This is a genomic window from Klebsiella sp. JB_Kp004, from assembly GCF_040065795.1.
Lineage (GTDB): Bacteria > Pseudomonadota > Gammaproteobacteria > Enterobacterales > Enterobacteriaceae > Klebsiella > Klebsiella quasipneumoniae.
Genome location: NZ_JBEAKW010000050.1, coordinates 28,126 through 52,816 on the forward strand (window position 1 = coordinate 28,126; position 24,691 = coordinate 52,816).

Here is a 24,691-nt window from a genome sequence, read left to right on the forward strand (position 1 = left end):
ATGTCGTCATTTGACTATTTAAAAAGCGCCATAAAGCAGAAAGGCTGTACCCTGCAGCAGGTGGCGGAAGCCAGCGGGATGACCAAAGGGTATCTCAGCCAACTGTTGAATGCCAAAATCAAAAGCCCGAGCGCGCAGAAGCTAGAAGCGCTGCATCGTTTCCTCGGGCTGGAGTTTCCCCGCCGACAGAAAAGCGTCGGCGTGGTGTTTGGTAAATTTTACCCGCTGCATACCGGGCACATCTATTTGATTCAACGCGCCTGTAGCCAGGTCGATGAGCTGCATATCATCATGGGCTATGACGACACTCGCGACCGCGAGCTGTTTGAAGAGAGCGCCATGTCGCAGCAGCCGACGGTGCCTGACCGCCTGCGCTGGCTGCTACAAACCTTTAAATATCAGAAGAATATTCGCATCCACGCCTTCAATGAAGAGGGGATGGAACCCTATCCGCACGGCTGGGATGTGTGGAGTCATGGGATCCGCGCTTTTATGAGCGAAAAAGGGATCGAACCGAACCGGATCTATACCTCGGAAGAGGCCGATGCGCCGCAGTACCTTGAGCATCTGGGGATCGAGACGGTGCTTATCGATCCTAAGCGGACCTTTATGAATATTAGCGGCGGCCAGATCCGCGAGAACCCGTTCCGTTACTGGGAATATATTCCGACGGAAGTGAAACCGTTCTTTGTGCGGACGGTGGCGATCCTCGGCGGCGAGTCGAGCGGGAAATCAACGCTGGTCAATAAGCTCGCCAATATCTTCAATACCACCAGCGCCTGGGAATATGGCCGGGATTATGTCTTTTCGCATCTCGGCGGCGATGAGATGGCGCTCCAGTATTCGGATTACGATAAAATAGCCCTCGGGCACGCCCAGTATATTGATTTCGCAGTGAAATATGCCAACAAGGTGGCGTTTATCGATACCGACTTCGTCAGCACTCAGGCGTTCTGCCTGAAGTACGAGGGGCGAGAGCACCCGTTCGTGCAGGCGCTGATTGATGAATACCGCTTCGATCTGGTGATCCTGCTGGAGAACAATACCCCGTGGGTGGCCGATGGGTTACGCAGCCTTGGGAGTTCGGTGGATCGTAAAGAGTTTCAGTCGCTGCTGGTGTCGCTGCTGAAAGAGAATGAGATCGAGTTCGTCCATGTTAAGGAGTCGGACTACGATACGCGCTTCCTGCGCTGCGTCGAGCTGGTGAAGCAGCTGATGGGGGAGCAGGGCTAGATCCTCTGCGGGCTGATGCCCTCACCCCGGCCCTCTCCCGGTGGGAGAGGGAGCAAACATTAAAAAAGGCAACTTGCGTTGCCTTTTTGCATTTTATTTTGAGATACGTTTGTACTTGATTCGCTTCGGCTCCAGCGCGTCGGCGCCGAGGGTGCGTTTCTTGTACTCTTCGTACTCGGTAAAGTTACCTTCAAAGAACTCCACCTTACCTTCATCCTGGTAATCCAGAATGTGGGTGGCGATACGGTCAAGGAACCAACGGTCGTGCGAGATAACCATCGCGCAGCCCGGGAACTCCAGCAGGGCGTTTTCCAGCGCGCGCAGGGTTTCGATATCCAGGTCGTTGGTCGGTTCATCGAGCAGCAGTACGTTACCGCCAACCTGCAGCAGCTTCGCCAGGTGCAGACGACCGCGTTCACCGCCGGACAACTCGCCAACGCGTTTGCCCTGGTCTACGCCTTTGAAGTTAAAGCGGCCCACGTAGGCGCGGCTCGGCATCTCGGTGTTGCCGATCTTCATGATATCCAGGCCGCCGGAGACCTCTTCCCACACGGTCTTGCTGTTGTCCATCGCGTCGCGGAACTGATCGACGGAGGCCAGCTTAACGGTTTCGCCCAGGGTGATGGTGCCGGAATCTGGCTGTTCCTGGCCGGACATCATGCGGAACAGCGTTGATTTACCCGCGCCGTTCGGGCCGATGATGCCGACGATAGCGCCCTTCGGTACCGAGAAGCTCAGATCGTCGATCAGCACGCGGTCGCCGTAGGATTTACGCAAGTTGCTGACTTCCAGAACTTTATCGCCCAGACGCGCGCCTGGCGGAATGAACAGTTCGTTGGTCTCGTTACGTTTCTGGTATTCAACGTTGTTGAGCTCTTCAAAGCGCGCCAGACGGGCTTTGCCCTTGGACTGACGGCCTTTCGCGCCCTGGCGAACCCACTCGAGCTCTTTCTCGATGGATTTGCGACGCGCGGCTTCCTGAGAGGCTTCCTGCGCCAGACGCTGATCTTTCTGCTCCAGCCAGGAGGAGTAGTTGCCTTCCCACGGAATACCTTCGCCGCGGTCAAGTTCGAGGATCCAACCGGCGACGTTATCGAGGAAGTAACGGTCGTGGGTAATTGCCACCACGGTGCCTTCGAAGTCGTGCAGGAAGCGTTCCAGCCAGGCGACGGACTCGGCGTCCAGGTGGTTGGTCGGTTCGTCGAGCAGCAGCATGTCTGGTTTTTCCAGCAGCAGGCGGCACAGCGCGACGCGGCGGCGTTCACCACCGGAAAGATTGGCGATTTTCGCATCCCAGTCCGGCAGGCGCAGGGCGTCGGCCGCGCGCTCCAGCTGCACGTTCAGATTGTGGCCGTCGTGCGCCTGGATAATTTCTTCGAACTTGCCTTGCTGTGCGGCAAGCTTATCGAAGTCTGCATCCGGCTCGGCGTACTTGGCATAGACTTCGTCCAGACCCTTCAGCGCGTTAACCACTTCGGCGACCGCTTCTTCAACGGACTCGCGCACGGTGTGCTCCGGGTTGAGCTGCGGCTCCTGCGGCAGGTAGCCGATTTTAATGCCAGGCTGCGGACGCGCTTCACCTTCGATCTCGGTGTCGATACCGGCCATGATGCGCAGCAGGGTAGATTTACCGGCGCCGTTCAGACCGAGCACACCGATTTTTGCGCCAGGGAAAAAGCTGAGGGAGATATTTTTCAAAATATGACGTTTCGGCGGAACCACTTTGCCGACACGATGCATGGTATAAACGAATTGAGCCACGTTGGACTTCGCCTCTTTCTATTTTGATAGATAGTTCAAAGCCGAAGTGTAGCCTTTTTCGCGCGCTAATCCCAGCGAGGCGACAGGATTCACAGAAGCGTAAAAAAATGTTCAGGACATGGCGCGTTTAGCGTTGTCTGATTAGCATAAGTAAAGCCGCCTGCCGAACCGGCAGTGGCTTTTAAGCGGCACGATGCTGCGAAAATGCACCTGAAAGAGGAAGAGCTTGTGGAAAAAGCCAAAAAAATGGCGTGGCATCTTTTGGCTGCCAGCGTTGGTCTGTTGGCGTTGAGTCAGCTGGCGCATGCGGATTCACTGGATGAACAGCGCAGCCGCTACGCACAAATTAAGCAGGCGTGGGATAACCGGCAGATGGATGTGGTTGACCAGCTGATGCCCACGTTAAGCACCTATCCCCTGTATCCCTATTTGCAGTACCGGCAGATTACCGACGATCTGATGAACCAGCCGGCGCTGGTGGTGAAAAACTTTATTGACGCCAACCCGACGCTGCCCCCCGCGCGTTCATTACGTTCGCGCTTCGTGAATGAACTGGCCCGGCGCAGCGATTGGCGCGGCTTGCTGGCGTTTAGTCCCGATAAGCCGACCAGCACCGAGGCGCAGTGCAACTACTACTACGCCAAACTGAGCGTGGGGCAGTCGCAGGAGGCCTGGAGCGGAGCGAAAGACCTCTGGCTGACGGGCAAGAACCAGCCCGGCGCCTGTGAACCGCTGTTCAGCGCCTGGCGCGACTCCGGCCAGCAGGATCCGCTGGCTTATCTTGAACGGATCCGCCTGGCGATGAAGGCCGGTAATATCGGGCTGGTGAAATCGCTGGCCCAGCAGATGCCCGCCAACTACCAGAGCATCGCCAGCGCCGTGGTCGCTCTGGCTAACGATCCTAACAGCGTCCTGACCTTTGCCCGCACCACCGGGGCGACGGACTTTACCCGCCAGATGGCCGCCGTCGCCTTCGCCAGCGTCGCCCGTCAGGATGTGGAAAATGCCCGTTTGATGATCCCTTCGCTGGTGCAGGCCCAGCAGCTCAATGAGGATCAGACCCAGGAGCTACGCGATATTGTCGCCTGGCGCCTGATGGGGAACGATGTGACCGAAGAGCAGGCCATCTGGCGCGACGATGCGATTATGCGATCGCAGTCCACGCCGCTGGTGGAGCGGCGGGTGCGGATGGCGCTGGGGACGGGCGATCGCCATGGCCTGAATACCTGGCTGGCGCGCTTGCCGATGGAGGCGAAAGAGAAAGACGAATGGCGCTACTGGCAGGCGGATCTGTTGCTGGAGCGCGGCAGGGACGAGGAGGCGCAGGCGATCCTCCGGTCGTTGATGCAGCAGCGCGGTTTCTACCCGATGGTCGCCGCGCAGCGTCTCGGCGAGGAGTATACCTTCCGCATCGATAAAGCGACTGGCACGCTCGATCCGGCGCTGGCTTCCGGTCCGGAGATGGCCCGGGTACGCGAGCTGATGTACTGGAATATGGATAACACCGCGCGCACCGAATGGGCGAATCTGGTTACCAGCCGCACGAAATCTCAGCAGGCGCAGCTGGCGCGCTATGCCTTCGATCAACACTGGTGGGATCTGAGCGTGCAGGCGACGATCGCCGGCAAGCTGTGGGATCAGCTGGAGGAGCGCTTCCCGCTGGCCTATAACGATCTGTTTGCCCGCTATATCAGCGGTAAAGATATTCCGCAGAGCTACGCGATGGCCATTGCCCGCCAGGAGAGCGCCTGGAACCCGAAAGTGCGTTCGCCGGTCGGCGCCAGCGGGCTGATGCAGATTATGCCGGGCACCGCGACGCATACCGTCAGCATGTTCCGCATTCCCGGCTACAGCGGCCCGTCGCAGCTATTGGATCCGGAAACCAACATCAACATCGGCACCAGCTATCTGCAGTACGTTTACCAGCAGTTCGGCAATAACCGCATCTACGCCTCGGCGGCCTATAACGCCGGGCCGGGTCGGGTACGCACCTGGCAGGGGAACAGCGCCGGACGGATCGACGCCGTGGCGTTTGTCGAGAGTATTCCGTTCTCGGAAACCCGCGGCTACGTGAAGAATGTCCTCTCCTATGACGCCTACTACCGCTACTTTATGGGACAGCAGGATAAGCTCTTCAGCGATGCGGAGTGGCGGCAGCGTTACTGATCGCCGGGAAGTATGTTATGCTTTGTACTCGTTGAAGAGTACATTCGACGGGCAGCGTAAGCTGCCCGTCTCAATATGGTGGCGCGATATGACCCAACAATCTCCCTATTCCGCGGCCGTTGCCGAACAACGTCATCAGGAGTGGCTGCGCTTTGTGGCGCTGCTACAGCAGGCCTATGCGCAGGATCTGCATCTGCCGCTGCTGCAGCTAATGCTAACCCCTGATGAGCGCGAAGCGCTGGGAACCCGGGTGCGCATTATCGAAGAGCTGCTGCGCGGCGAGATGAGCCAGCGCGAGCTGAAAAATGAGCTCGGCGCCGGCATTGCGACCATTACCCGCGGGTCGAACAGCCTGAAGTCGGCGCCGGTTGAGCTGCGCCAGTGGCTGGAGCAGACGCTGCTGGCTAGCGATAAATAGCGTTGTGGAACGGGCTTAACGCCAGCACGACCGCCTGATGGTAAACGCTGCTGCGGGTTAATTTGCCGCCGGTGAAAACCCCAATCGCCCCCTCTTTACGACCGATCTGATCGATGCCGGTATACTGCGACATGACCGGCCCGAGGGCTTCGCCAGCGCGAACCTGCTCAAGAATAACGTCAGGCAACGGCAGCGTGGCTGAGCGCGCTTCTCCGCGCTGGCTGGCGCTTTCGATGACCACCCAGCTAAAGGTACTGCCATCGTCAATTCCGGCTTCGATGGCGACCCAGAAATCGGCATGGGGCTGGGCGAGGCGCGCATTAGCGACGCGATTTCGTGCGCCAGCGCGCGTTTCCTCGCTGCCGAAGGGCTGTTCCGGCACGCCGCTCTCGACGGATACGGACTCAATGTGGCAGGATCCTTCGCCGAAAATCTCGTCAAAAGCCTGCAGAATTGCCTGAATTTTGGCGGGATTAGTGGTCGCTGAGACAACATGGTGCATAATCAAAACAACTCAGAATAAACTAACGTCATCGCAGTATACTCTAAATCACCCCCAGGGCAGGCGGTAATGCCCGAAAGCGGTCGATAACGAGTTCAGAACGGAAAAAAAGCATGTTACAGGTATACCTTGTTCGCCACGGTGAAACGCAGTGGAACGCCGAGCGACGTATTCAGGGTCAGTCCGACAGCCCGCTGACCGCACACGGTGAGCGCCAGGCCTGGCAGGTTGGCGAGCGCGCCAGAACGCTGGGGATCACCCATATCATTACCAGCGATCTGGGACGAACCCGCCGCACAGCAGAGATTATCGCCGAAGCCTGCGGCTGCAGCGTGATCGCCGATGCGCGCCTGCGCGAGCTGGATATGGGGGTGCTGGAGAAGCGCCATATCGACTCGCTCAGCGAAGAAGAAGAGGGCTGGCGCCGCCAGCTGGTCAACGGCACGCCGGATGGTCGTATTCCTCAGGGCGAATCGATGCAGGAGCTTAGCGAACGTATGCATGCGGCGCTGGCAGCCTGTCTGGAATTACCGGCCGGTAGTCGACCGCTGCTGGTGAGTCATGGTATCGCGCTGGGCTGCCTGGTGAGCACGATTTTAGGGCTGCCGGCGTACGCAGAGCGTCGTCTGCGCCTGCGCAATTGCTCTATCTCGCGCGTCGATTATCAGCAGAGCCCGTGGCTGGCTTCCGGCTGGGTGGTGGAAACGGCGGGCGACGTCTCGCATCTTGACGCCCCCGCGATGGACGAGCTGCAGCGTTAACGGCGGATCGGGATCAGATATTCGCAGCGCAACTGAATCGGCGTGGCCTGATCCCGGCTTTCATCTTCAGGATAGAAGCGTTCAATATCCAGCCCCTTGCGACGCGTCAGGTTCAGCATCGGCATGCAGGTGCCGTAGACCGTCAGGATGAATTCCTGCAGGCCGGTACCCAGCCCTTCATACGTAAACATGACATACTCGCCGCCCTCCAGCGTCACCGGATGGGCGTTCTGCAGGTGGCCGTTAGCCATCTCCGGCGTCAGCGCGGTGGTATAGAACACTTCCTGTTCATCGTCTTTCTCCATGCTCGGACGCGGTTCATGCAGCCCATAGAGCACCGGGGGGATCGACGGCGAGTTGCCGAGGAAATCGCGCCAGAACTGGACCCGCATCTGGTTGCGGAAGTCGGAGATTTCCTCCAGCTTACAGGTATAGCTCTGGGTTACTCCCAGCAGTTGAGTCGTGGGCAGGGCGACAAATTCATGTTTCGGCAGGGTAAACTCGCCAAGACGCAGCGGCGGACGCATACCGAACGAGCTCCAGTCCGGCGAGCGGCGGTAGAGCGCCGGCGTCAGCGAGAACTGCTTCTTAAACGCCCGGGTGAAGGTCTGCTGGGAGTCGAAACGGTACTGCAGCGCAATATCAAGGATTGGACGGGCGGTAAGGCGTAATGCGACAGCTGATTTCGACAACCGGCGCGCGCGAATATAGGCACCGATGGCATGGCCGGTGACATCCTTAAACATTCGCTGCAAATGCCACTTGGAATAACCCGCCTTCGCCGCCACATTGTCCAGAGAAAGCGGCTGATCCAGGTGACCTTCCAGCCAGCTAAGGAGATCGCGAATAATCCCTGCTTGATCCATAAAATGTCCCCATCCTTAAACACAGGTGCCTGATATTAAAGTAGCGGATAATAGCATTTTTTGATGTTTTAGCATTCAGTGTTTTTTTTGCTTTTAAATGCGGTAGGTCCGTGGATCTGAACGAGAATTTTGTAAAGCTGTGATCTATAAACCTTTTCCGCAAAGTGCGTGATAATCACTCAGCTATATTTTTTAAGAATGGTAACAATATGAAATACAAGAAGTTTGCGATGGGCCTGCTGCTGCTGGCCGGCTGCCAGGTCGCTCAGGCGGAGCAGATTGGTTCCGTGGATACGGTCTTCAAATGGTTAGGGCCGGATCACAAAATTGTCGTCGAAGCCTTTGACGATCCGGATGTGCAGAACGTGACCTGCTATATCAGCCGGGCGAAGACCGGCGGGATCAAAGGCGGGCTGGGGCTGGCGGAAGATACCTCTGACGCGGCCATCTCCTGCCAGCAGGTCGGGCCGATTGAGCTGACGGACAAAATCAAAAATGGCAAAAGCCAGGGCGACGTGGTGTTCCAGAAGCGCACCTCGCTGGTGTTTAAAAAGCTACAGGTCGTTCGCTTCTATGATGCGAAACGCAATGCGCTGGTCTACCTGACCTATTCGGATAAAGTGGTTGATGGCTCGCCGAAGAACGCCATCAGCGCCGTGCCGATTATGCCCTGGAATAAATAAACGGGAGCGCGCATGCAGCAGCCACGGATTTGGTTAGTTGAGGATGAACAGAGTATCGCCGATACCCTGGTTTATATGCTCCAGCAGGAGGGCTTCCAGGTCACCGTCTTTGACCGCGGGTTGCCCGCGCTGGAGGCGGCGGCGCATCAGGCGCCCGATGTGGCCATCCTCGACGTCGGCTTGCCGGATATCAGCGGCTTCGAGCTCTGTCGGCGCCTGCTGACGCGCTTTCCGGCGCTGCCGGTGCTGTTTCTGACGGCGCGGAGCGACGAGGTCGATAAGCTGCTGGGGCTGGAAATCGGCGCTGACGATTACATCGCCAAGCCGTTTTCGCCGCGCGAAGTCTGCGCGCGGGTGCGCAGCGTGCTGCGGCGGCTGCAAAAATTCGCCGCGCCTTCGTCGGTAGTTCGCGTCGGCGAGTTTGTGCTTGACGAGCAGGCGGCGTCGATAAGCTGGTTCGGCCAGCCGCTGAACCTGACGCGCTATGAATTTCTGCTGTTGAAAACGCTGCTTCACGCGCCCGGTCGCGTCTTCTCCCGCCAGCAGCTGATGGAGCTGGTGTGGAGCGATGCCTGGGAAAGCCTCGACCGCACCGTCGACACCCACATCAAAACCCTGCGCGCTAAACTGCGGGTCGTTAATCCTGAGGTGGCGCCAATCAATACCCATCGCGGGATGGGCTACAGCCTGGGGCGCGGCTGATGCGCATCGGCATGCGCCTGCTGCTGGGCTATTTTCTTATCGTCGCGATCGCCGCGTGGTTTGTACTGTCGATCTTTGTCCAGGAAGTCAAGCCGGGCGTGCGCCGGGCCACGGAGGGAACCCTCAACGATACCGCCACCCTGCTGGCGGCGCTGGCGCGTGAGGACCTGCTGGCGGCAAACCCGCAGCAGGGCAGGCTGGCGCAGGCCTTTCACCAGCTCAACCAGCAGCGGCTCAACGCCAATATTGGCGGAATTAAAAAGGTGCGGAATGAGTACCGCGTCTATCTGACCGATGCCCGGGGCAAGGTGGTGTTTGACTCGAGCGGAGAGGCGACAGGGCAGGACTATTCACGCTGGAACGACGTCTGGCTCACCCTGCGCGGCCAGTACGGCGCGCGCAGTACGCGCAGCGATCCGCATGATGAAGCCAGCTCGGTGATGTATATCGCCGCGCCGGTGATGGATAAGGGGCGGATTATCGGCGTGCTGAGCGTCGGTAAACCCAACCTGGCGATGACGCCGGTCATTCAGCGCAGCGAGCGGCGGATCCTCTGGGCCGGCGGCGCCCTGCTGGGTATTGCCCTGTTGATTGGTTGCGGCGTCGTCTGGTGGATCAATTTCTCTATCGGCAAGCTGGTGCGCTATGCGGACTCGGTGACCGCTGAACGCCCGCTGCCGCTGCCGGAGGTCGGCAGCAGCGAACTGCGTAAGCTGGCCCAGGCGCTGGAGAGCATGCGGGTGAAGCTCGAAGGCAAAAACGCCATCGAAAACTATGTCTATGACCTGACTCACGAGCTGAAAAGTCCGCTGGCGGCCATCCGCGGTGCGGCGGAGATCCTGCGCGAAGAGCCGCCGCCTGCGGTGGCGGCGCGGTTTACTGAGAATATCCTCGCGCAAAATACTCGCATGCAGCTGTTGGTGGAGCGGTTGCTCCAGCAGGCGCGACTGGAAAGCCGGCTGGAGATAAAGCCGCAGCCGGTGTCGATAGATGCGCTATACCAACGGCTGGCGGAAGAGCGCGACATCGCCCTGGCGGCGAAAGCCATCACCCTGCGCTGGCAGGAGAGTGGGGTGCTGGTCAATGGCGATGGCGAACTGCTGTCCCAGGCGCTGGGCAATCTGCTCGACAACGCGATTGATTTTACCCCCCAGGGGGGCGAGATCGCCCTGGCAGTAGAGAAACGAAATGCAGAGGTGCGACTGAGCGTAACGGATAACGGATGCGGTATTCCGGAGTATGCCCTGACGCGGATCTTTGAGCGGTTCTACTCGCTGCCGCGTGAAGACGGCCACAAGAGCAGCGGCCTTGGGCTGGCCTTCGTTCGTGAAGTCGCGCGCCTGCATCACGGCGATATCCGTCTACACAATCGGCCCGAAGGCGGCGTGGTCGCCACGCTGAGACTTCACCGTCCCTTCACATAGCTTCAAATTCCCCCCACACAACCGCCCTATTGTGAGGCCATTACGATAGGGAGAAAGCTATGTTGAAATCACCGTTATTCTGGAAAATTACCACGTTAATAGGCTGTATTGTGCTGTTATCTCTGCCTTTGATGATAGTCAGGGAGCTCATCAATGAGCGGGCTGATTATCGCAGCGAGGTTGTGGATGCCATTGAACAGAGCACCAGCGGCTCGCAAAAACTCGCCGGGCCGCTGATCGCTATTCCGGTAACCGAGACGCTGACCCGCAGGGAGAACCAAAAAGAGGTCGAATATCAGCGGAGCTGGGAGTACTACTGGCTGCCGGAGTCGCTGGCGGTCACCGGCAAACAGACCGTGGAGTCGAGAAGGGTGGGCATCTACAGCGGACAGGTCTGGCATAACGCCCTGCAGATCAAGGCCTCCTTCGATCCGCTGCGTCTGGCGTCATTGCGAAAAACGAATATCTCCCTGGGCCAGCCGCGGCTGGTGGTGAGCGTCGGCGATGCCCGCGGCATTGGCGCCATTCATGCCCCGGAGGTTAACGGCAGCCTATTAAGCGTGGAGCCTGGGCTGGGGATCAGCGGCGATGGGGCGGGCATCCATATGCCGATGCCTGCGCTGGCGGAGGACAACAAGCCGCTTGAGATCGCTTTTTCGCTCGATCTGAACGGGACGGGCGCATTTTCACTGGCGCCGCTCGGGCGCAACAGCGAGCTGCAGCTGACCAGTAACTGGCCGCATCCCGGCTTTCTCGGCAGCTTCCTGCCAACGAAACGCGAAGTGAATACTGCCGGCTATCGCGCCCACTGGCAAAGCAGCTGGTTCGCCAACGATATGGGCAGCTATTTCAAGGATGATATGGAGATCCCGTGGTCGCGCCTGCCGGCGTTCAGTGCCGATGTCATGTCGCTTGCCGACCAGTACCAGCTAACCGACCGGGCGACAAAATATGCCATCCTGTTAATCGGGCTGACGTTTATGGCCTTTTTCGCTTTCGAAAGCCTGACCCATCGCTCCCTGCATCCGATGCAATATTTGCTGGTGGGCTTATCGCTGGTGCTGTTTTACCTGGTGCTGCTGGCGCTTTCGGAGCACATTGGCTTTACCGCCGCCTGGCTGGCCGCCAGCCTGTCCGGCGCGGTGATGAACGGGATCTACCTCCAGGCGGTGCTCAGGGGATGGCGTAACAGCCTGCTGTTTGTCGCGGCGCTGCTGCTGCTGGACGGGGTGATGTGGTTTCTGCTGCATTCCGAGGACAGTGCGCTGCTCTTGGGTACCGGGGTGCTGGTGCTGGCGCTAAGCACTCTGATGTTTTTGACCCGGCGAGTGGACTGGTATGCGTTATCGTTACCGAAAGGCAGTGTGCCTCCGCCTCCGTCTGCCGATGACGACAAACTGCGCCTCTGGAAAGAGTGACGGCATAAAAAAACGGCGCCCTCGGGGCGCCGTTTTCACATCATGGCTGCGGAATAAATCGCATTATTCCTGCAGATCGCCACAGAAACGGTAACCTTCACCGTGAATGGTAGCGATGATCTCCGGGGTATCCGGAGTGGATTCGAAGTGTTTACGAATCCGACGAATGGTCACGTCAACGGTACGGTCATGCGGCTTCAGCTCGCGACCGGTCATTTTCTTCAGCAGCTCGGCACGAGACTGAATTTTGCCCGGGTTTTCGCAGAAGTGCAGCATCGCGCGGAATTCACTGCGCGGCAGCTTGTACTGTTCGCCGTTCGGGCTGACCAGGGAACGGCTGTTGATATCGAGTTCCCAGCCGTTGAACTTGTAGCTTTCCACGCTGCGACGCTCTTCGCTCACGGTACCGAGGTTCATGGTACGGGAGAGCAGGTTGCGCGCGCGGATAGTCAGTTCACGCGGGTTAAACGGTTTAGTGATATAGTCGTCAGCGCCGATTTCGAGGCCAAGGATCTTATCCACTTCGTTGTCGCGACCGGTTAAGAACATCAGCGCGACGTCAGCCTGCTCGCGTAGCTCGCGCGCCAGCAGAAGACCATTTTTACCCGGCAGGTTGATATCCATGATCACCAGGTTGATATCATTTTCAGACAGGATCTGATGCATTTCCGCGCCATCGGTCGCTTCGAATACATCGTAACCTTCTGCTTCGAAAATACTTTTTAACGTGTTGCGTGTTACCAACTCGTCTTCAACGATAAGAATGTGCGGGGTCTGCATGTTTGCTACCTAAATTGCCAACTAAATCGAAACAGGAAGTACCAAAGTCCCTGACCTGCCTGCTGCATGTCGCAAATTAACATGCGCGGCGTAACATGACTAAAGTACGTAATTGCGTTCTTGATGCACTTTCCATCAACGTCAACAACATCATTAGCTTGGTCGTGGGTACTTTCCCTCTGGACCCGACGGTGTCAAAAACGGCTGACATCCTAACCATTTTAACAGCAACATAACAGGCTAAGAGAGGCCGAACACCCAATAAAACTACGCTTCGTTGACATATATCAAGTTCAATTGTAGCACGTTAACAGTCTTGTGAAATCATTGCATCGCCATGCTCTTTATAGTCACAATCTTTACCCGGCTCAACTAGTTGCGTGGATAAATTAATAAATACAGTGAATCCAATGCCTGGAACGATGCGTCAGGTGAAATTTCATTGCCCATCATATGGATAAATGGGTTCTGTTAACATACTCCTTGTCATGGCCTCCTGAGAACAGTTTAGATTTTTTTATGGGTAAGAAAACGCAATTTTAGTGATTTTTGTTGCAAATTTGTAAATTTTCACCGCGTAAAATGGGGGGCTCCGCGCCTCGACAACGCCTGAGAGAGAGAAAAAAACCGCAATGCGTTTAACGATTATTTTAGTCGGTCCTGCCCGGGCCGAGAACGTCGGCGCCGCCGCCAGGGCGATGAAAACCATGGGATTTCGCGATCTGCGGATCGTGGACAGTGAAGCCCATCTGGCGCCGGCGGCACGCTGGGTGGCGCACGGCTCAGGCGACATCCTCGATGGCATCACCACCTATTCCACCCTTGCCGAGGCGCTGCACGACGTCGATTTTACCGTCGCCACCACCGCCCGCAGTCGCGCGCGGTTTCACTATTACGCCACGCCGCAGCAGCTGTTGCCGCTGCTGGAGGAGAAGGCGAACTGGATGACCCATACCGCGCTGGTATTTGGCCGTGAAGACGCCGGATTGACCAATGAGGAGCTGGCCCTGGCCGATGTGCTGACCGGCGTGCCGATGGCCGCGGATTATCCTTCGCTAAACCTCGGTCAGTCGGTGATGGTCTACTGCTATCAATTAGCATCGCTTATGCAACAACCGGCGCCCGCCGCCGCCGCGGCAGACCATCATCAGCTGCAGGCGTTGCGCCTGCGCGCCCTGGCCTTGCTTTCGCGTCTGGGCGTGGAGGATGATGCCAAACTGGCCGACTGGCTGTCGCAACGAATGGGGCTGCTGCAGCAGCGCGACACGGCAATGTTGCATCGTTTGCTGCATGATATTGAAAAAAACCTGCCAGAATAAAGCTCTGTCATATATTTTAATTATGGTTGTATGTGCTGTTTTTGCGGGGAATGTTCCGCCGATCTGGATGTTTTTCCTTGTCGGGGTGGCGCAATACGTAAGCTCGCTGAAATGAGGTTAATTGAGAAATTCATTGACTTAAGAGGGCAGATACTTTAACCAATATAGGCAGGACACACAGACAGATAAAAATACAGAGTACACAACATCCATGAATCGCATCGGCATGATTACCACCATTATCACCACCACCATTACCACAGGTAACGGTGCGGGCTGACGCGTACAGGAAACACAGAAAAAAGCCCGCACCTGAACAGTGCGGGCTTTTTTTTTGACAAGAGATCAAGGGGTAAGAACCATGCGAGTGTTGAAGTTCGGCGGTACATCAGTGGCAAATGCGGAACGGTTTCTGCGGGTTGCCGATATTCTGGAGAGTAATGCCAGGCAGGGGCAGGTAGCGACCGTCCTGTCTGCCCCGGCGAAGATCACCAACCATCTGGTAGCGATGATTGAAAAGACCATTGGCGGCCAGGATGCCCTCCCCAATATTGCCGACGCTGAACGCATTTTTACCGAACTTCTTCAGGGCCTTGCCGACGCCCAGCCCGCTTTCCCGCTCGCCCAGCTGAAAGCCTTTGTTGAGCAGGAGTTTGCTCAGATTAAGCATGTCCTGCACGGTATCAGCCTGCTGGGTCAGTGCCCGGACAGCGTCAATGCCGCGCTGATCTGCCGAGGCGAAAAGCTCTCCATCGCCATCATGGCGGGTCTGCTGGAAGCCCGTGGTCATAAAGTCAGTGTGATTAACCCGGTGGAAAAACTGCTCGCGGTGGGCCACTATCTGGAATCCACGGTCGATATCGCCGAATCCACCCGCCGCATCGCCGCCAGCCAGATCCCGGCAGACCATATGATCCTGATGGCCGGGTTTACCGCCGGCAATGAGAAGGGCGAGCTGGTGGTGCTGGGGCGCAACGGCTCCGACTATTCGGCTGCGGTACTGGCCGCCTGCCTGCGCGCCGACTGCTGCGAAATCTGGACCGATGTCGACGGCGTGTACACTTGCGACCCGCGCCAGGTGCCGGATGCGCGTCTGCTGAAATCGATGTCTTATCAGGAGGCGATGGAGCTCTCCTACTTTGGCGCGAAAGTGCTGCACCCGCGCACCATCGCTCCTATCGCCCAGTTCCAAATCCCATGTCTGATTAAAAATACCGGCAACCCGCAGGCGCCGGGAACGCTCATCGGCGCCAGCCGCGACGAGGACGATCTGCCGGTCAAAGGCATCTCTAACCTCAACAACATGGCGATGTTCAACGTCTCCGGGCCGGGGATGAAAGGCATGGTCGGCATGGCGGCCCGCGTCTTCGCCACCATGTCCCGCGCCGGCATCTCGGTCGTGCTGATCACCCAATCCTCTTCCGAGTACAGCATCAGTTTCTGCGTGCCGCAGAGCGACTGCGCGCGTGCCAAACGGGCGATGGAAGATGAGTTTTATCTCGAGCTGAAAGAGGGGCTGCTGGAGCCGCTGGCCATTATGGAGCGTCTGGCTATTATCTCGGTGGTGGGCGACGGAATGCGCACCCTGCGCGGTATCTCGGCAAAGTTTTTTGCCGCGCTGGCCCGCGCCAATATCAATATCGTGGCGATTGCCCAGGGTTCATCCGAGCGCTCCATTTCGGTGGTGGTCAGCAATGACGACGCCACCACCGGTGTGCGCGTGACCCATCAGATGCTGTTCAACACCGACCAGGTGATCGAAGTGTTCGTCATCGGCGTCGGCGGCGTCGGCGGCGCGCTGCTGGAGCAAATCAAACGCCAGCAGAGTTGGCTGAAGAGCAAACATATCGATCTGCGCGTTTGCGGCGTGGCCAACTCTCAGGCGCTGCTGACCAGCGTGCATGGTCTGAATCTGGAAAACTGGAGTGAGGCGCTGGCGGAGGCGAAAGAACCCTTTAATCTCGGTCGCCTGATCCGCCTGGTAAAAGAGTACCACCTGCTGAATCCGGTGATCGTCGACTGTACCTCCAGCCAGGCGGTCGCCGATCAGTACGCCGACTTCCTGCGCGAAGGTTTCCATGTGGTCACGCCGAATAAAAAGGCCAATACCTCTTCGCTGGATTATTATCATCAGCTGCGCCACGCCGCGAGCAGCTCGCGCCGCAAGTTCCTCTATGACACTAACGTTGGCGCTGGCCTGCCGGTGATTGAGAACCTGCAGAACCTGCTCAACGCCGGCGATGAACTGCGCCATTTCTCCGGGATCCTCTCCGGCTCTCTGTCGTTTATCTTCGGCAAGCTGGATGAAGGCGTGAGTTTCTCGGCGGCGACGGCGATGGCCCGTGAGATGGGGTATACCGAGCCGGATCCGCGCGACGATTTATCCGGGGTGGATGTCGCGCGTAAGCTGCTGATTCTGGCCCGTGAGACTGGACGTGAACTGGAGCTGTCGGACATTATCGTCGAGTCGGCGCTGCCGGCGGACTTCGACGCCAGCGGTGATGTTGAGACCTTTATGGCCCGCCTGCCGTCGCTGGATGATGCGTTCGCCTCGCGGATCGCTAAGGCGCGCGATGAAGGTAAAGTCTTGCGCTATGTCGGTAACATCGAAGAGGATGGTACCTGCCGGGTGAAAATTGCCGCCGTTGACGGCAACGATCCGCTGTTCAAAGTCAAAAATGGCGAGAACGCGCTGGCCTTTTACAGCCACTATTATCAGCCATTGCCGCTGGTGCTGCGCGGCTATGGTGCCGGGAACGACGTCACGGCGGCCGGTGTTTTCGCCGACCTGCTGCGCACCCTTTCCTGGAAGTTAGGAGTTTAAGATGGTCAAAGTATATGCCCCGGCTTCCAGTGCCAATATGAGCGTCGGGTTTGATGTGTTGGGCGCGGCGGTCACGCCGGTCGATGGCACGCTGCTTGGCGACAACGTCACTGTCGAAGCGGCGGAGCAATTCAGCCTGCAGAATCTGGGACGCTTCGCCAGCAAACTGCCGGCGGCGCCGCAGGAGAACATTGTTTACCAGTGCTGGGAAAGCTTTTGCCGGGAGATCGGTAAAACGGTGCCGGTGGCGATGACCCTGGAAAAAAACATGCCGATTGGCTCCGGGCTGGGCTCCAGCGCCTGCTCGGTGGTTGCCGCGCTGGTGGCGATGAACGAGTTTTGCGGTAAGCCGCTGAACGAGACGCGCATGCTGGCGCTGATGGGGGAGATGGAAGGGCGTATCTCCGGCAGCATTCACTACGACAACGTGGCGCCGTGCTATCTTGGCGGCATGCAGTTGATGATCGAAGAGAACGGGATTATCAGCCAGCAGGTGCCCGGGTTTGATGAGTGGCTGTGGGTGCTGGCCTATCCGGGGATTAAAGTATCCACCGCCGAAGCGCGGGCGATTCTGCCGGCGCAGTACCGCCGTCAGGATTGTATCGCCCATGGTCGCCACCTCGCGGGCTTTATTCACGCCTGCTACACCCGCCAGCCGCAGCTGGCGGCAAAATTGATGAAAGATGTGATTGCCGAACCGTACCGAACCAAACTGCTGCCGGGCTTTAGCGAAGCGCGTCAGGCGGCCATGGAGATGGGCGCCCAGGCTTGCGGCATCTCCGGCTCTGGCCCAACGCTGTTTGCGTTGTGCGATAAGCCGGACACCGCACAGCGCGTCGCCGACTGGCTTGGCGCGCACTATCTGCAGAATCAGGAAGGCTTTGTTCATATTTGCCGGCTGGACACGGCGGGCGCACGCGTAGTGGGATAACCAATGAAACTGTATAACTTAAAAGATCACAATGAGCAGGTCAGCTTTGCGCAGGCCGTTACCCAGGGACTTGGCAAGCATCAGGGCCTGTTCTTTCCGCACGATCTGCCGGAATTCAGCCTGACTGAAATCGACGACATGCTGGCGCAGGATTTTGTCACCCGCAGCGCCAAAATTTTATCCGCCTTTATCGGCGATGAGATCCCGCAGGATGTCCTGCAGCAGCGGGTCCGCGCGGCGTTTGCGTTTCCGGCGCCGGTGAGCAAGGTTCAGGAGGATGTCGGCTGTCTGGAGCTGTTCCATGGCCCCACGCTGGCGTTCAAGGATTTCGGCGGCCGCTTTATGGCGCAGATGCTGACCCACATCGCGGGCGATAAGCCGGTCACCATCCTCACGGCGACCTCTGGCGATACCGGGGCGGCGGTGGCGCATGCTTTCTACGGACTGCCGAACGTTAAGGTAGTGATCCTCTACCCGCGCGGCAAGATCAGCCCGCTGCAGGAGAAGCTGTTCTGTACTCTCGGCGGCAACATTGAAACCGTGGCGATTGACGGCGACTTCGACGCCTGCCAGGCGCTGGTGAAGCAGGCGTTTGACGATGAAGAACTGAAGGCGACGCTGGGGCTCAACTCGGCGAACTCCATTAACATCAGCCGCCTGCTGGCGCAGATCTGCTACTACTTCGAAGCGGCGGCGCAGCTGCCGCAGGAAGCCCGCAATCAGCTGGTGATTTCCGTGCCGAGCGGCAACTTCGGCGATCTGACCGCCGGTCTGCTGGCGAAGTCGCTGGGTCTGCCGATCAAACGCTTTATCGCCGCCACCAATGCCAACGACACCGTTCCGCGCTATCTGCAGGGCGGCGAGTGGGCGCCAAAAGCCACCCAGGCGACGCTGTCCAACGCCATGGACGTCAGCCAGCCGAACAACTGGCCGCGTGTCGAAGAGCTGTTCCGCCGTAAAATCTGGCGTCTCAGCGAGCTGGGCTATGCCGCGGTCGATGATGAGACCACCAAAGCGGCAATGCGCGAGCTGAAGGCCATCGGCTACATCTCTGAGCCGCACGCGGCGATTGCCTGGCGCGCGCTGCGCGATCAGCTGCAGCCGGGAGAGTACGGTCTGTTCCTCGGCACCGCCCATCCGGCGAAGTTCAAAGAGAGCGTGGAGGAGATCCTGCAGGAGACCCTGCCGCTGCCGAAAGAGCTGGCCGACCGCGCCGACCTGCCGCTGCTGTCTCACAACCTGCCGGCGGATTTCGCCGCGCTGCGTAAGCTGATGATGGGCTAAATCCTTACCGTCCCCCTGTTGCGTCGAACGCCGTAGGGGGACCGTTTACTTACTGCTCGTGGCGTTTAAACACCAGTTCGCCTTTCTCCGACGCCTCCGCATCAAAGAAATAGCCTTCGCTATTAAAGGATTTCAGCTGTTCCGGCTGGGTTAAGCGGTTTTCAATAATGTAGCGACTCATCAGGCCACGGGCCTTCTTGGCATAGAAGCTGATCACTTTGAATTTGCCGTTCTTCTCATCGAGGAATACCGGCTTGATCAGCTGGCCCTGCAATTTTTGCGTTTTCACCGATTTAAAATATTCATCGGAAGCCAGGTTGATGACGATATCGTCGCCCTGAGCCTGCAGCGCCTGATTCAGCTTCTCGGTAATGGTCTCGCCCCAGAACTGGTACAGATCTTTGCCGCGGGGGTTTTCCAGACGGATCCCCATCTCCAGGCGGTAGGGCTGCATCAGGTCCAGCGGACGCAGCACGCCATACAGGCCGGAGAGCATGCGCAGGTGTCGCTGGGCGAAGTCAAAGTCGTCCTCCGTGAGCGTCTCTGCCTGCAGGCCGGTGTAGACATCGCCCTTAAAGGCGAGGATCGCCTGGCGGGCATTTTGCGGCGTAAAGTCAGGGTGCCAGTCGTGGAAACGGGTGGCGTTCAGATCCGCCAGCTTGTCGCTGATGCTCATCAGCTTGCCGATTTGCGGCGCGGTCAGCTGACGGGCGATGCTGATAAGCTGTTGAGAATACTCGAGGAGTTCGGGCTGGGTATAGCGAGTCGTTGCCAGCGGGCTTTGATAATCGAGCGTTTTAGCAGGTGAAATCAGAATCAGCATATCCAGTCCTTGCAGGTAATTTCGACGAATTTTAACAAAAAAAGTGCATGGTGGGATCGATAGCTGCGATTGCCGCGCTATTCGCGCGGCAGTTCATTCCACGCGCCCGGGGCCAGCTGTTGGTGAATCTCAGGATAGCGCGACGCATCGAAAGTGGGCTGAATGCCCAGCTGGCGCTGACGCAGATAATCACTGGCGATAATCCGCACCGTCGGGGAGAGCAACAGGATGGCCGTCAGGTTGGTCATCGCCATCAGCGCCATAATGATATCCGCGCTCTGCCAGACGACCGGCAGGCTAACCAGGGTTCCCAGCAGCACCATCAGGACGGTAAGTATCCGCAGCGCCCAGATATAGCGCGGCTTATCCAGGCGCAGAAAGACCAGATTATTTTCCGCGTACAGGTAGTTGGCGACGATAGAGCTAAAGGCGAACAGCAGCACGATGAAAGCGATAAAACCCGCCCCCCAGCCCCCGACCAGCATGCTCATCGCATGCTGCAGGGCCTGGATGCCGTTGAGCGTATACTCATTGTCGGGGTGGGGCGCCAGCATGACGATAATCGCGCTGGCGGTACAGATGACGATGGTATCGATAAACACGCCAATCATCTGCACGATACCCTGCGCCGCCGGGTGCGGCGGCCAGGAGGCGGCGGCTGCGGCGGCGTTAGGCGAAGAGCCCATTCCTGCTTCATTGGAGAACATGCCGCGCTGAAAGCCGCTGGTCAGCGCCTGGCTGATGGTGTAGCCCACCGCGCCGGCGGCGGCTTCCTGCCAGCCGAAGGCGCAGCGAAAGATGGTGGCGAAAATCGTCGGCAGGGCGGTGATATGCCACAGGCCGATAAGCAGGCTGGTGGCGATCCACAGCAGCGCCATGATGGGGACGATCCACTGCATCAGGCGCGCCACACCGCGTAAACCACGGAGGATGGCCAGCAGAACGACAACGGCCAGCACGCCGCCGCTGACTGCCGCCGGCAGATCGAACGCATAGCGCAGGGCATGGGCCACGGAGTTGGCCTGTACGGTATTGAAGATAAAGCCATAGGCCAGCAGCAGGAGGATCGAAAACAGAACGCCCATCCAGCGCATGCCGAGCCCGCGCGCCATATACCAGGCCGGACCGCCGCGAAACTGCCCGCGGCTATCGCGCTCTTTATAAAGCTGGGCAAGGGAACATTCGGCGAAGCTGCTGGCCATGCCGAGCAGGGCGGAGACCCACATCCAGAATACGGCTCCGGGCCCGCCGGCGGCGATAGCCAGCGTGACGCCGGCAAGATTGCCGCTGCCGACTCGCGCAGCAAGGCTGGTACAGAGCGCCTGAAAGGAGGTTAAACCGCCCGGCTGCGGGTGCAGGCTTTTTTTCAGGCTGCGGCCAAATTTGCGCACGTAACGGAACTGAATACCCCGGGTTTGCCAGCTAAACCAGATACCGGCGCCCAGTAGCAGATAAATCATCACTGAGCCCCAGAGTATTTCATTGATAAATGAGAGAAAATCAGGCATTAAACATCCTCTTGTCCATGCCGGCACGCCAGTGTAAGCGTTACCAATTAAGTGACAATCCTTGCGCTTTCAGCAAATTAATCTGCATAGTTTATCACACTCTGCGCTCTTCTCTCGTCGGCGGTTGCGCTGACCCGGCAGCGTGTTATCATCTGGGCAGACCGGTTACATCCCCTTAACTGCTGTTTAAGAGAAATATATCATGACGGATAAATTAACTTCTCTGCGTCAGTACACCACTGTCGTCGCTGACACCGGAGATATTGCGGCAATGAAGCTGTATCAGCCTCAGGATGCCACCACCAACCCTTCCCTGATCCTCGGCGCGGCTCAGATCCCTGAGTACCGTAAGCTGATTGACGACGCTGTGGCCTGGGCTCGTAGCCAGAGCAGCGATCGCGCGCAGCAGATCCTCGATGCTTCCGACAAGCTGGCGGTGAACATCGGTCTCGAAATCCTGAAACTGATCCCGGGCCGTATCTCCACCGAAGTGGATGCGCGTCTCTCCTACGACACCGAAGCGTCTATCGCTAAAGCCAAGCGCATCATCAAGCTGTATAACGACGCGGGCATCAGCAACGATCGTATTCTGATTAAGCTGGCTTCCACCTGGCAGGGCATTCGCGCCGCTGAACAGCTGGAAAAAGAGGGCATCAACTGCAACCTGACGCTGCTGTTCTCCTTCGCTCAGGCTCGCGCTTGCGCCGAAGCGGGCGTCTTCCTGATTTCGCCGTTCGTTGGCCGTATCCTCGACTGGTACAAAGCCAATACCGATAAAAAAGAGTACGCGCCGGCAGAAGATCCGGGCGTGGTTTCCGTCAGCGAAATCTACGAGTACTACAAGCAGCACGGTTATGAAACCGTGGTGATGGGCGCCAGCTTCCGTAACGTTGGCGAAATTCTGGAACTGGCTGGCTGTGACCGCCTGACCATCGCCCCGGCGCTGCTGAAAGAGCTGTCCGAAAGCGAAGGCGCCGTTGAGCGTAAACTGGTGTATACCGGTGAAGTGAAAGCGCGTCCGGAGCGTATTACCGAATCTGAGTTCCTGTGGCAGCATAACCAGGATCCGATGGCGGTAGACAAACTGGCGGAAGGTATCCGTAAGTTTGCGATCGACCAGGAAAAACTGGAAAAAATGATCGGCGAACTGCTGTAATCCCGCAGGTGGCCGACGTCCGTCGGCCACATTACACTGTCTGTCCCGCCAGCAGCAGTGTATCATTTCGTTTAACGCCACAGTTTGAACGGAATAACCATGAATACCTTACGAATCGGCTTAGTTTCCATTTCCGATCGCGCCTCCAGCGGCGTCTATCAGGACAAAGGCATCCCGGCACTGGAAGAGTGGCTGGCGCGTGCCCTTACCACCCCTTTTGAACTGCAGACTCGCCTGATCCCGGATGAGCAGGTCATTATTGAGCAAACGCTGTGCGAACTGGTTGACGAGATGGGGTGCCATCTGGTGCTGACCACCGGCGGCACCGGCCCGGCGCGTCGCGATGTGACGCCCGACGCCACGCTGGCGATTGCCGATCGCGAGATGCCGGGCTTCGGCGAGCAAATGCGCCAGGTTAGCCTACACTTTGTGCCGACGGCGATCCTTTCCCGGCAGGTCGGGGTGATCCGCAAGCAGGCGCTGATCCTCAATCTTCCCGGACAACCGAAAGCGATTCAGGAGACCCTGGAAGGGGTGAAAGATGCTGACGGCAACGTGCTGGTGCACGGTATTTTCGCAAGTGTACCTTATTGTGTACAGTTGCTGGAGGGGCCTTATGTGGAAACCGATGGCCGTGTGGTAGAAGCATTTCGTCCAAAAAGTGCCCGACGCGAAACTTTATCCTGAATTTGATGCATTTGTGACATAACATGCATCGCTGATGGTGTGCCGTTTTATTTACGATATAGTGCTGTTTACTTTACACACTATAAAATACGCTGCACGCCTCAGGATGAAATCGCGTTATGTCATATGCAAACCGACCGCTCAACCGCCAGGATTATAAAACGCTGACGCTGGCCGCCCTTGGCGGCGCGCTGGAGTTTTATGACTTTATCATCTTCGTTTTCTTTGCCGCCGTCGTCGGCGAGCTCTTCTTCCCCGCGGATATTCCGGAATGGCTTCGCCAGGTACAGACCTTTGGCATTTTCGCCGCCGGTTACCTGGCGCGTCCGCTGGGGGGGATCATCATGGCCCATTTTGGCGATCTGGTAGGCCGCAAGAAAATGTTTACCCTCAGCATCCTGCTGATGGCGCTGCCGACCCTGGCGATTGGTCTGCTGCCGACCTACAGCTCGGTGGGCATCGTCGCGCCGCTGCTGTTGCTGCTGATGCGTATTCTGCAGGGGGCGGCGATCGGCGGCGAGGTGCCTGGCGCCTGGGTGTTTGTCGCCGAGCATGTTCCGGAAAAACGCATTGGTATCGCCTGCGGCACGCTGACGGCCGGCCTGACCGTAGGCATCCTGCTGGGATCGGTGGTAGCGACGCTTATCAACACCAGCCTGACGCCGCAGGGGATCCACGACGGCGGCTGGCGGATCCCCTTCCTGCTGGGAGGCGTATTTGGTCTGGTGGCGATGTATCTGCGCCGCTGGCTGCAGGAGACGCCTATTTTTCTTGAGATGCAGCAGCGCAAAGCGCTGGCGCAGGAGCTGCCGGTAAAAGCGGTCGTCCTCAAGCACCAGAAGGCGGTGGCGGTCTCTATGCTGCTGACCTGGCTGCTGTCGGCAGGCGTGGTGGTGGTGATCCTGATGTCACCGGTCTGGCTGCAGAAACACTATGGCTTCGCCCCGGCGATAACCCTGCAGGCCAACAGCATTGCCACGATTATGTTGTGCATCGGCTGTCTGCTCGCCGGGCTGGCGGCGGACCGCTTCGGCGCCAGCCGCACCTTTATCGTCGGCAGCCTGCTGCTGGCGGTTGCCAGCTGGGCATTTTACCACCTGTCTGGCGCCAGCCCGCAGCGGCTGTTTCTGCTCTACGGCACGGTGGGACTCTGTGTGGGCGTGGTGGGGGCTGTGCCTTATGTTATGGTGCGGGCCTTCCCGGCGGAAGTGCGCTTCACCGGCATCTCCTTTTCCTACAATCTGTCGTACGCGATTTTTGGCGGCCTGACGCCAATTGCCGTCACGATGCTGATGGGGGTGTCGCCGATGGCCCCGGCCTGGTATGTGCTGGCCTTGTCGCTGATGGGGCTGGGATTAGGTATCTGGCTGCGTCAGGGGCTGACGGCGGCGAGGTTGCCGGAAGGGGAGCTGCAGCGCTAAGCAGGTTTGCCGATGATGACCAGC

Annotated in this window: 23 protein-coding genes and 1 other annotated feature; of the genes, 17 read left to right on the forward strand and 6 right to left on the reverse strand. The window is 58.3% G+C overall.

Annotated elements, in window-relative coordinates; all coding sequences use genetic code 11:
- Positions 1 to 1,233, forward strand: a complete 1,233-nt coding sequence (gene nadR, locus ABLX76_RS23510) for a multifunctional transcriptional regulator/nicotinamide-nucleotide adenylyltransferase/ribosylnicotinamide kinase NadR (protein ID WP_004886547.1) — start codon at positions 1 to 3, stop codon at positions 1,231 to 1,233.
- 93 nt (positions 1,234 to 1,326) lie between these two features.
- Here the strand turns inward: nadR and ettA are convergent, their stop codons facing one another.
- Positions 1,327 to 2,994: an energy-dependent translational throttle protein EttA gene (ettA, locus tag ABLX76_RS23515; RefSeq protein ID WP_023291900.1), complete on the reverse strand. Its 1,668-nt coding sequence runs from the start codon at positions 2,992 to 2,994 to the stop codon at positions 1,327 to 1,329.
- A gap of 228 nt (positions 2,995 to 3,222) precedes the next feature.
- Between ettA and sltY the strand changes: the two genes are divergently transcribed.
- Positions 3,223 to 5,160, forward strand: a complete 1,938-nt coding sequence (sltY, locus tag ABLX76_RS23520; RefSeq protein ID WP_044525328.1) for a murein transglycosylase — start codon at positions 3,223 to 3,225, stop codon at positions 5,158 to 5,160.
- Between the two features lie 88 nt (positions 5,161 to 5,248).
- On the forward strand, positions 5,249 to 5,578 hold the full coding sequence (gene trpR / locus ABLX76_RS23525) for a trp operon repressor (RefSeq protein ID WP_004204213.1): 330 nt from the start codon (positions 5,249 to 5,251) through the stop codon (positions 5,576 to 5,578).
- Here the strand turns inward: trpR and yjjX are convergent.
- A complete protein-coding gene (yjjX, locus tag ABLX76_RS23530; RefSeq protein ID WP_032452387.1) occupies positions 5,565 to 6,080 on the reverse strand; it encodes an inosine/xanthosine triphosphatase in 516 nt (171 codons plus the stop codon). The two genes, trpR and yjjX, sit on opposite strands and share 14 nt — an antisense overlap.
- A gap of 113 nt (positions 6,081 to 6,193) precedes the next feature.
- Between yjjX and gpmB the strand changes: the two genes are divergently transcribed.
- Entirely contained in the window at positions 6,194 to 6,841 is a 648-nt protein-coding gene (gene gpmB / locus ABLX76_RS23535) for a 2,3-diphosphoglycerate-dependent phosphoglycerate mutase GpmB (protein WP_004204216.1), read from the forward strand.
- Here the strand turns inward: gpmB and robA are convergent.
- On the reverse strand, positions 6,838 to 7,707 hold the full coding sequence (robA, locus tag ABLX76_RS23540) for an MDR efflux pump AcrAB transcriptional activator RobA (protein WP_101978438.1): 870 nt from the start codon (positions 7,705 to 7,707) through the stop codon (positions 6,838 to 6,840). The genes gpmB and robA overlap by 4 nt on opposite strands.
- A 209-nt stretch (positions 7,708 to 7,916) precedes the next feature.
- Here robA and creA point away from each other — a divergent pair, with 209 nt between their 5' ends.
- From creA to creD, 4 genes are read left to right on the forward strand one after another with little or no spacing between them, the layout of a single operon-like run.
- A complete protein-coding gene (gene creA / locus ABLX76_RS23545; RefSeq protein WP_009309170.1) occupies positions 7,917 to 8,390 on the forward strand; it encodes a protein CreA in 474 nt (157 codons plus the stop codon).
- Positions 8,391 to 8,402: 12 nt separating this feature from the next.
- Positions 8,403 to 9,092: a two-component system response regulator CreB gene (gene creB, locus ABLX76_RS23550; protein WP_023291904.1), complete on the forward strand. Its 690-nt coding sequence runs from the start codon at positions 8,403 to 8,405 to the stop codon at positions 9,090 to 9,092.
- On the forward strand, positions 9,092 to 10,516 hold the full coding sequence (creC, locus tag ABLX76_RS23555) for a two-component system sensor histidine kinase CreC (RefSeq protein ID WP_348875364.1): 1,425 nt from the start codon (positions 9,092 to 9,094) through the stop codon (positions 10,514 to 10,516). Before creB ends, creC begins: the two co-directional genes overlap by 1 nt.
- A gap of 59 nt (positions 10,517 to 10,575) precedes the next feature.
- A complete protein-coding gene (gene creD, locus ABLX76_RS23560; protein ID WP_065883312.1) occupies positions 10,576 to 11,934 on the forward strand; it encodes a cell envelope integrity protein CreD in 1,359 nt (452 codons plus the stop codon).
- A gap of 63 nt (positions 11,935 to 11,997) precedes the next feature.
- Here creD and arcA read toward each other — a convergent pair whose 3' ends face one another.
- Positions 11,998 to 12,714, reverse strand: a complete 717-nt coding sequence (gene arcA, locus ABLX76_RS23565; protein WP_002887843.1) for a two-component system response regulator ArcA — start codon at positions 12,712 to 12,714, stop codon at positions 11,998 to 12,000.
- Positions 12,715 to 12,809: 95 nt separating this feature from the next.
- On the opposite strand from arcA, the gene yjjY reads away from it, so the two are divergent.
- The 6 genes from yjjY to thrC all read left to right on the forward strand — a co-directional run bounded on the left by yjjY (position 12,810) and on the right by thrC (position 19,072).
- On the forward strand, positions 12,810 to 12,950 hold the full coding sequence (yjjY, locus tag ABLX76_RS23570) for a protein YjjY (RefSeq protein ID WP_004146984.1): 141 nt from the start codon (positions 12,810 to 12,812) through the stop codon (positions 12,948 to 12,950).
- A gap of 396 nt (positions 12,951 to 13,346) precedes the next feature.
- On the forward strand, positions 13,347 to 14,033 hold the full coding sequence (locus ABLX76_RS23575; RefSeq protein WP_023291907.1) for a tRNA/rRNA methyltransferase: 687 nt from the start codon (positions 13,347 to 13,349) through the stop codon (positions 14,031 to 14,033).
- Between the two features lie 211 nt (positions 14,034 to 14,244).
- Positions 14,245 to 14,313: a thr operon leader peptide gene (thrL, locus tag ABLX76_RS23580; protein WP_004222578.1), complete on the forward strand. Its 69-nt coding sequence runs from the start codon at positions 14,245 to 14,247 to the stop codon at positions 14,311 to 14,313.
- Positions 14,252 to 14,369, forward strand: a sequence feature (Thr leader region). It overlaps the preceding gene by 62 nt.
- A 25-nt stretch (positions 14,370 to 14,394) precedes the next feature.
- Positions 14,395 to 16,857, forward strand: coding sequence for a bifunctional aspartate kinase/homoserine dehydrogenase I (thrA, locus tag ABLX76_RS23585; RefSeq protein ID WP_044525310.1), 2,463 nt, complete (start codon positions 14,395 to 14,397; stop codon positions 16,855 to 16,857).
- A gap of 1 nt (position 16,858) precedes the next feature.
- The gene (thrB, locus tag ABLX76_RS23590) at positions 16,859 to 17,788 is read left to right on the forward strand and encodes a homoserine kinase (protein ID WP_087848858.1); all 930 of its coding nucleotides are present in this window, start codon (positions 16,859 to 16,861) and stop codon (positions 17,786 to 17,788) included.
- A 3-nt stretch (positions 17,789 to 17,791) separates the two neighbouring features.
- Positions 17,792 to 19,072 carry a threonine synthase gene (gene thrC / locus ABLX76_RS23595; RefSeq protein ID WP_002887863.1) on the forward strand — a complete coding sequence of 427 codons (1,281 nt, stop codon included), beginning with the start codon at positions 17,792 to 17,794 and terminating at the stop codon, positions 19,070 to 19,072.
- 49 nt (positions 19,073 to 19,121) lie between these two features.
- Here thrC and yaaA read toward each other — a convergent pair whose 3' ends face one another.
- Both yaaA and ABLX76_RS23605 read right to left on the reverse strand, forming a co-directional pair.
- Positions 19,122 to 19,895 (reverse strand): peroxide stress protein YaaA, encoded by a 774-nt coding sequence (gene yaaA / locus ABLX76_RS23600; RefSeq protein ID WP_032452393.1) that lies wholly within the window; start codon positions 19,893 to 19,895, stop codon positions 19,122 to 19,124.
- Between the two features lie 77 nt (positions 19,896 to 19,972).
- Positions 19,973 to 21,403, reverse strand: coding sequence for a sodium:alanine symporter family protein (locus ABLX76_RS23605; RefSeq protein WP_086075188.1), 1,431 nt, complete (start codon positions 21,401 to 21,403; stop codon positions 19,973 to 19,975).
- A 202-nt stretch (positions 21,404 to 21,605) separates the two neighbouring features.
- Between ABLX76_RS23605 and tal the strand changes: the two genes are divergently transcribed.
- From tal to ABLX76_RS23620, 3 genes are all read left to right on the forward strand, one after another.
- Positions 21,606 to 22,559: a transaldolase gene (gene tal, locus ABLX76_RS23610; RefSeq protein WP_004204228.1), complete on the forward strand. Its 954-nt coding sequence runs from the start codon at positions 21,606 to 21,608 to the stop codon at positions 22,557 to 22,559.
- 99 nt (positions 22,560 to 22,658) lie between these two features.
- The gene (mog, locus tag ABLX76_RS23615) at positions 22,659 to 23,246 is read left to right on the forward strand and encodes a molybdopterin adenylyltransferase (RefSeq protein WP_004204229.1); all 588 of its coding nucleotides are present in this window, start codon (positions 22,659 to 22,661) and stop codon (positions 23,244 to 23,246) included.
- Between the two features lie 119 nt (positions 23,247 to 23,365).
- Entirely contained in the window at positions 23,366 to 24,667 is a 1,302-nt protein-coding gene (locus tag ABLX76_RS23620; protein WP_023291913.1) for an MFS transporter, read from the forward strand.
- The last annotated feature ends 24 nt before the right edge of the window (positions 24,668 to 24,691 follow it).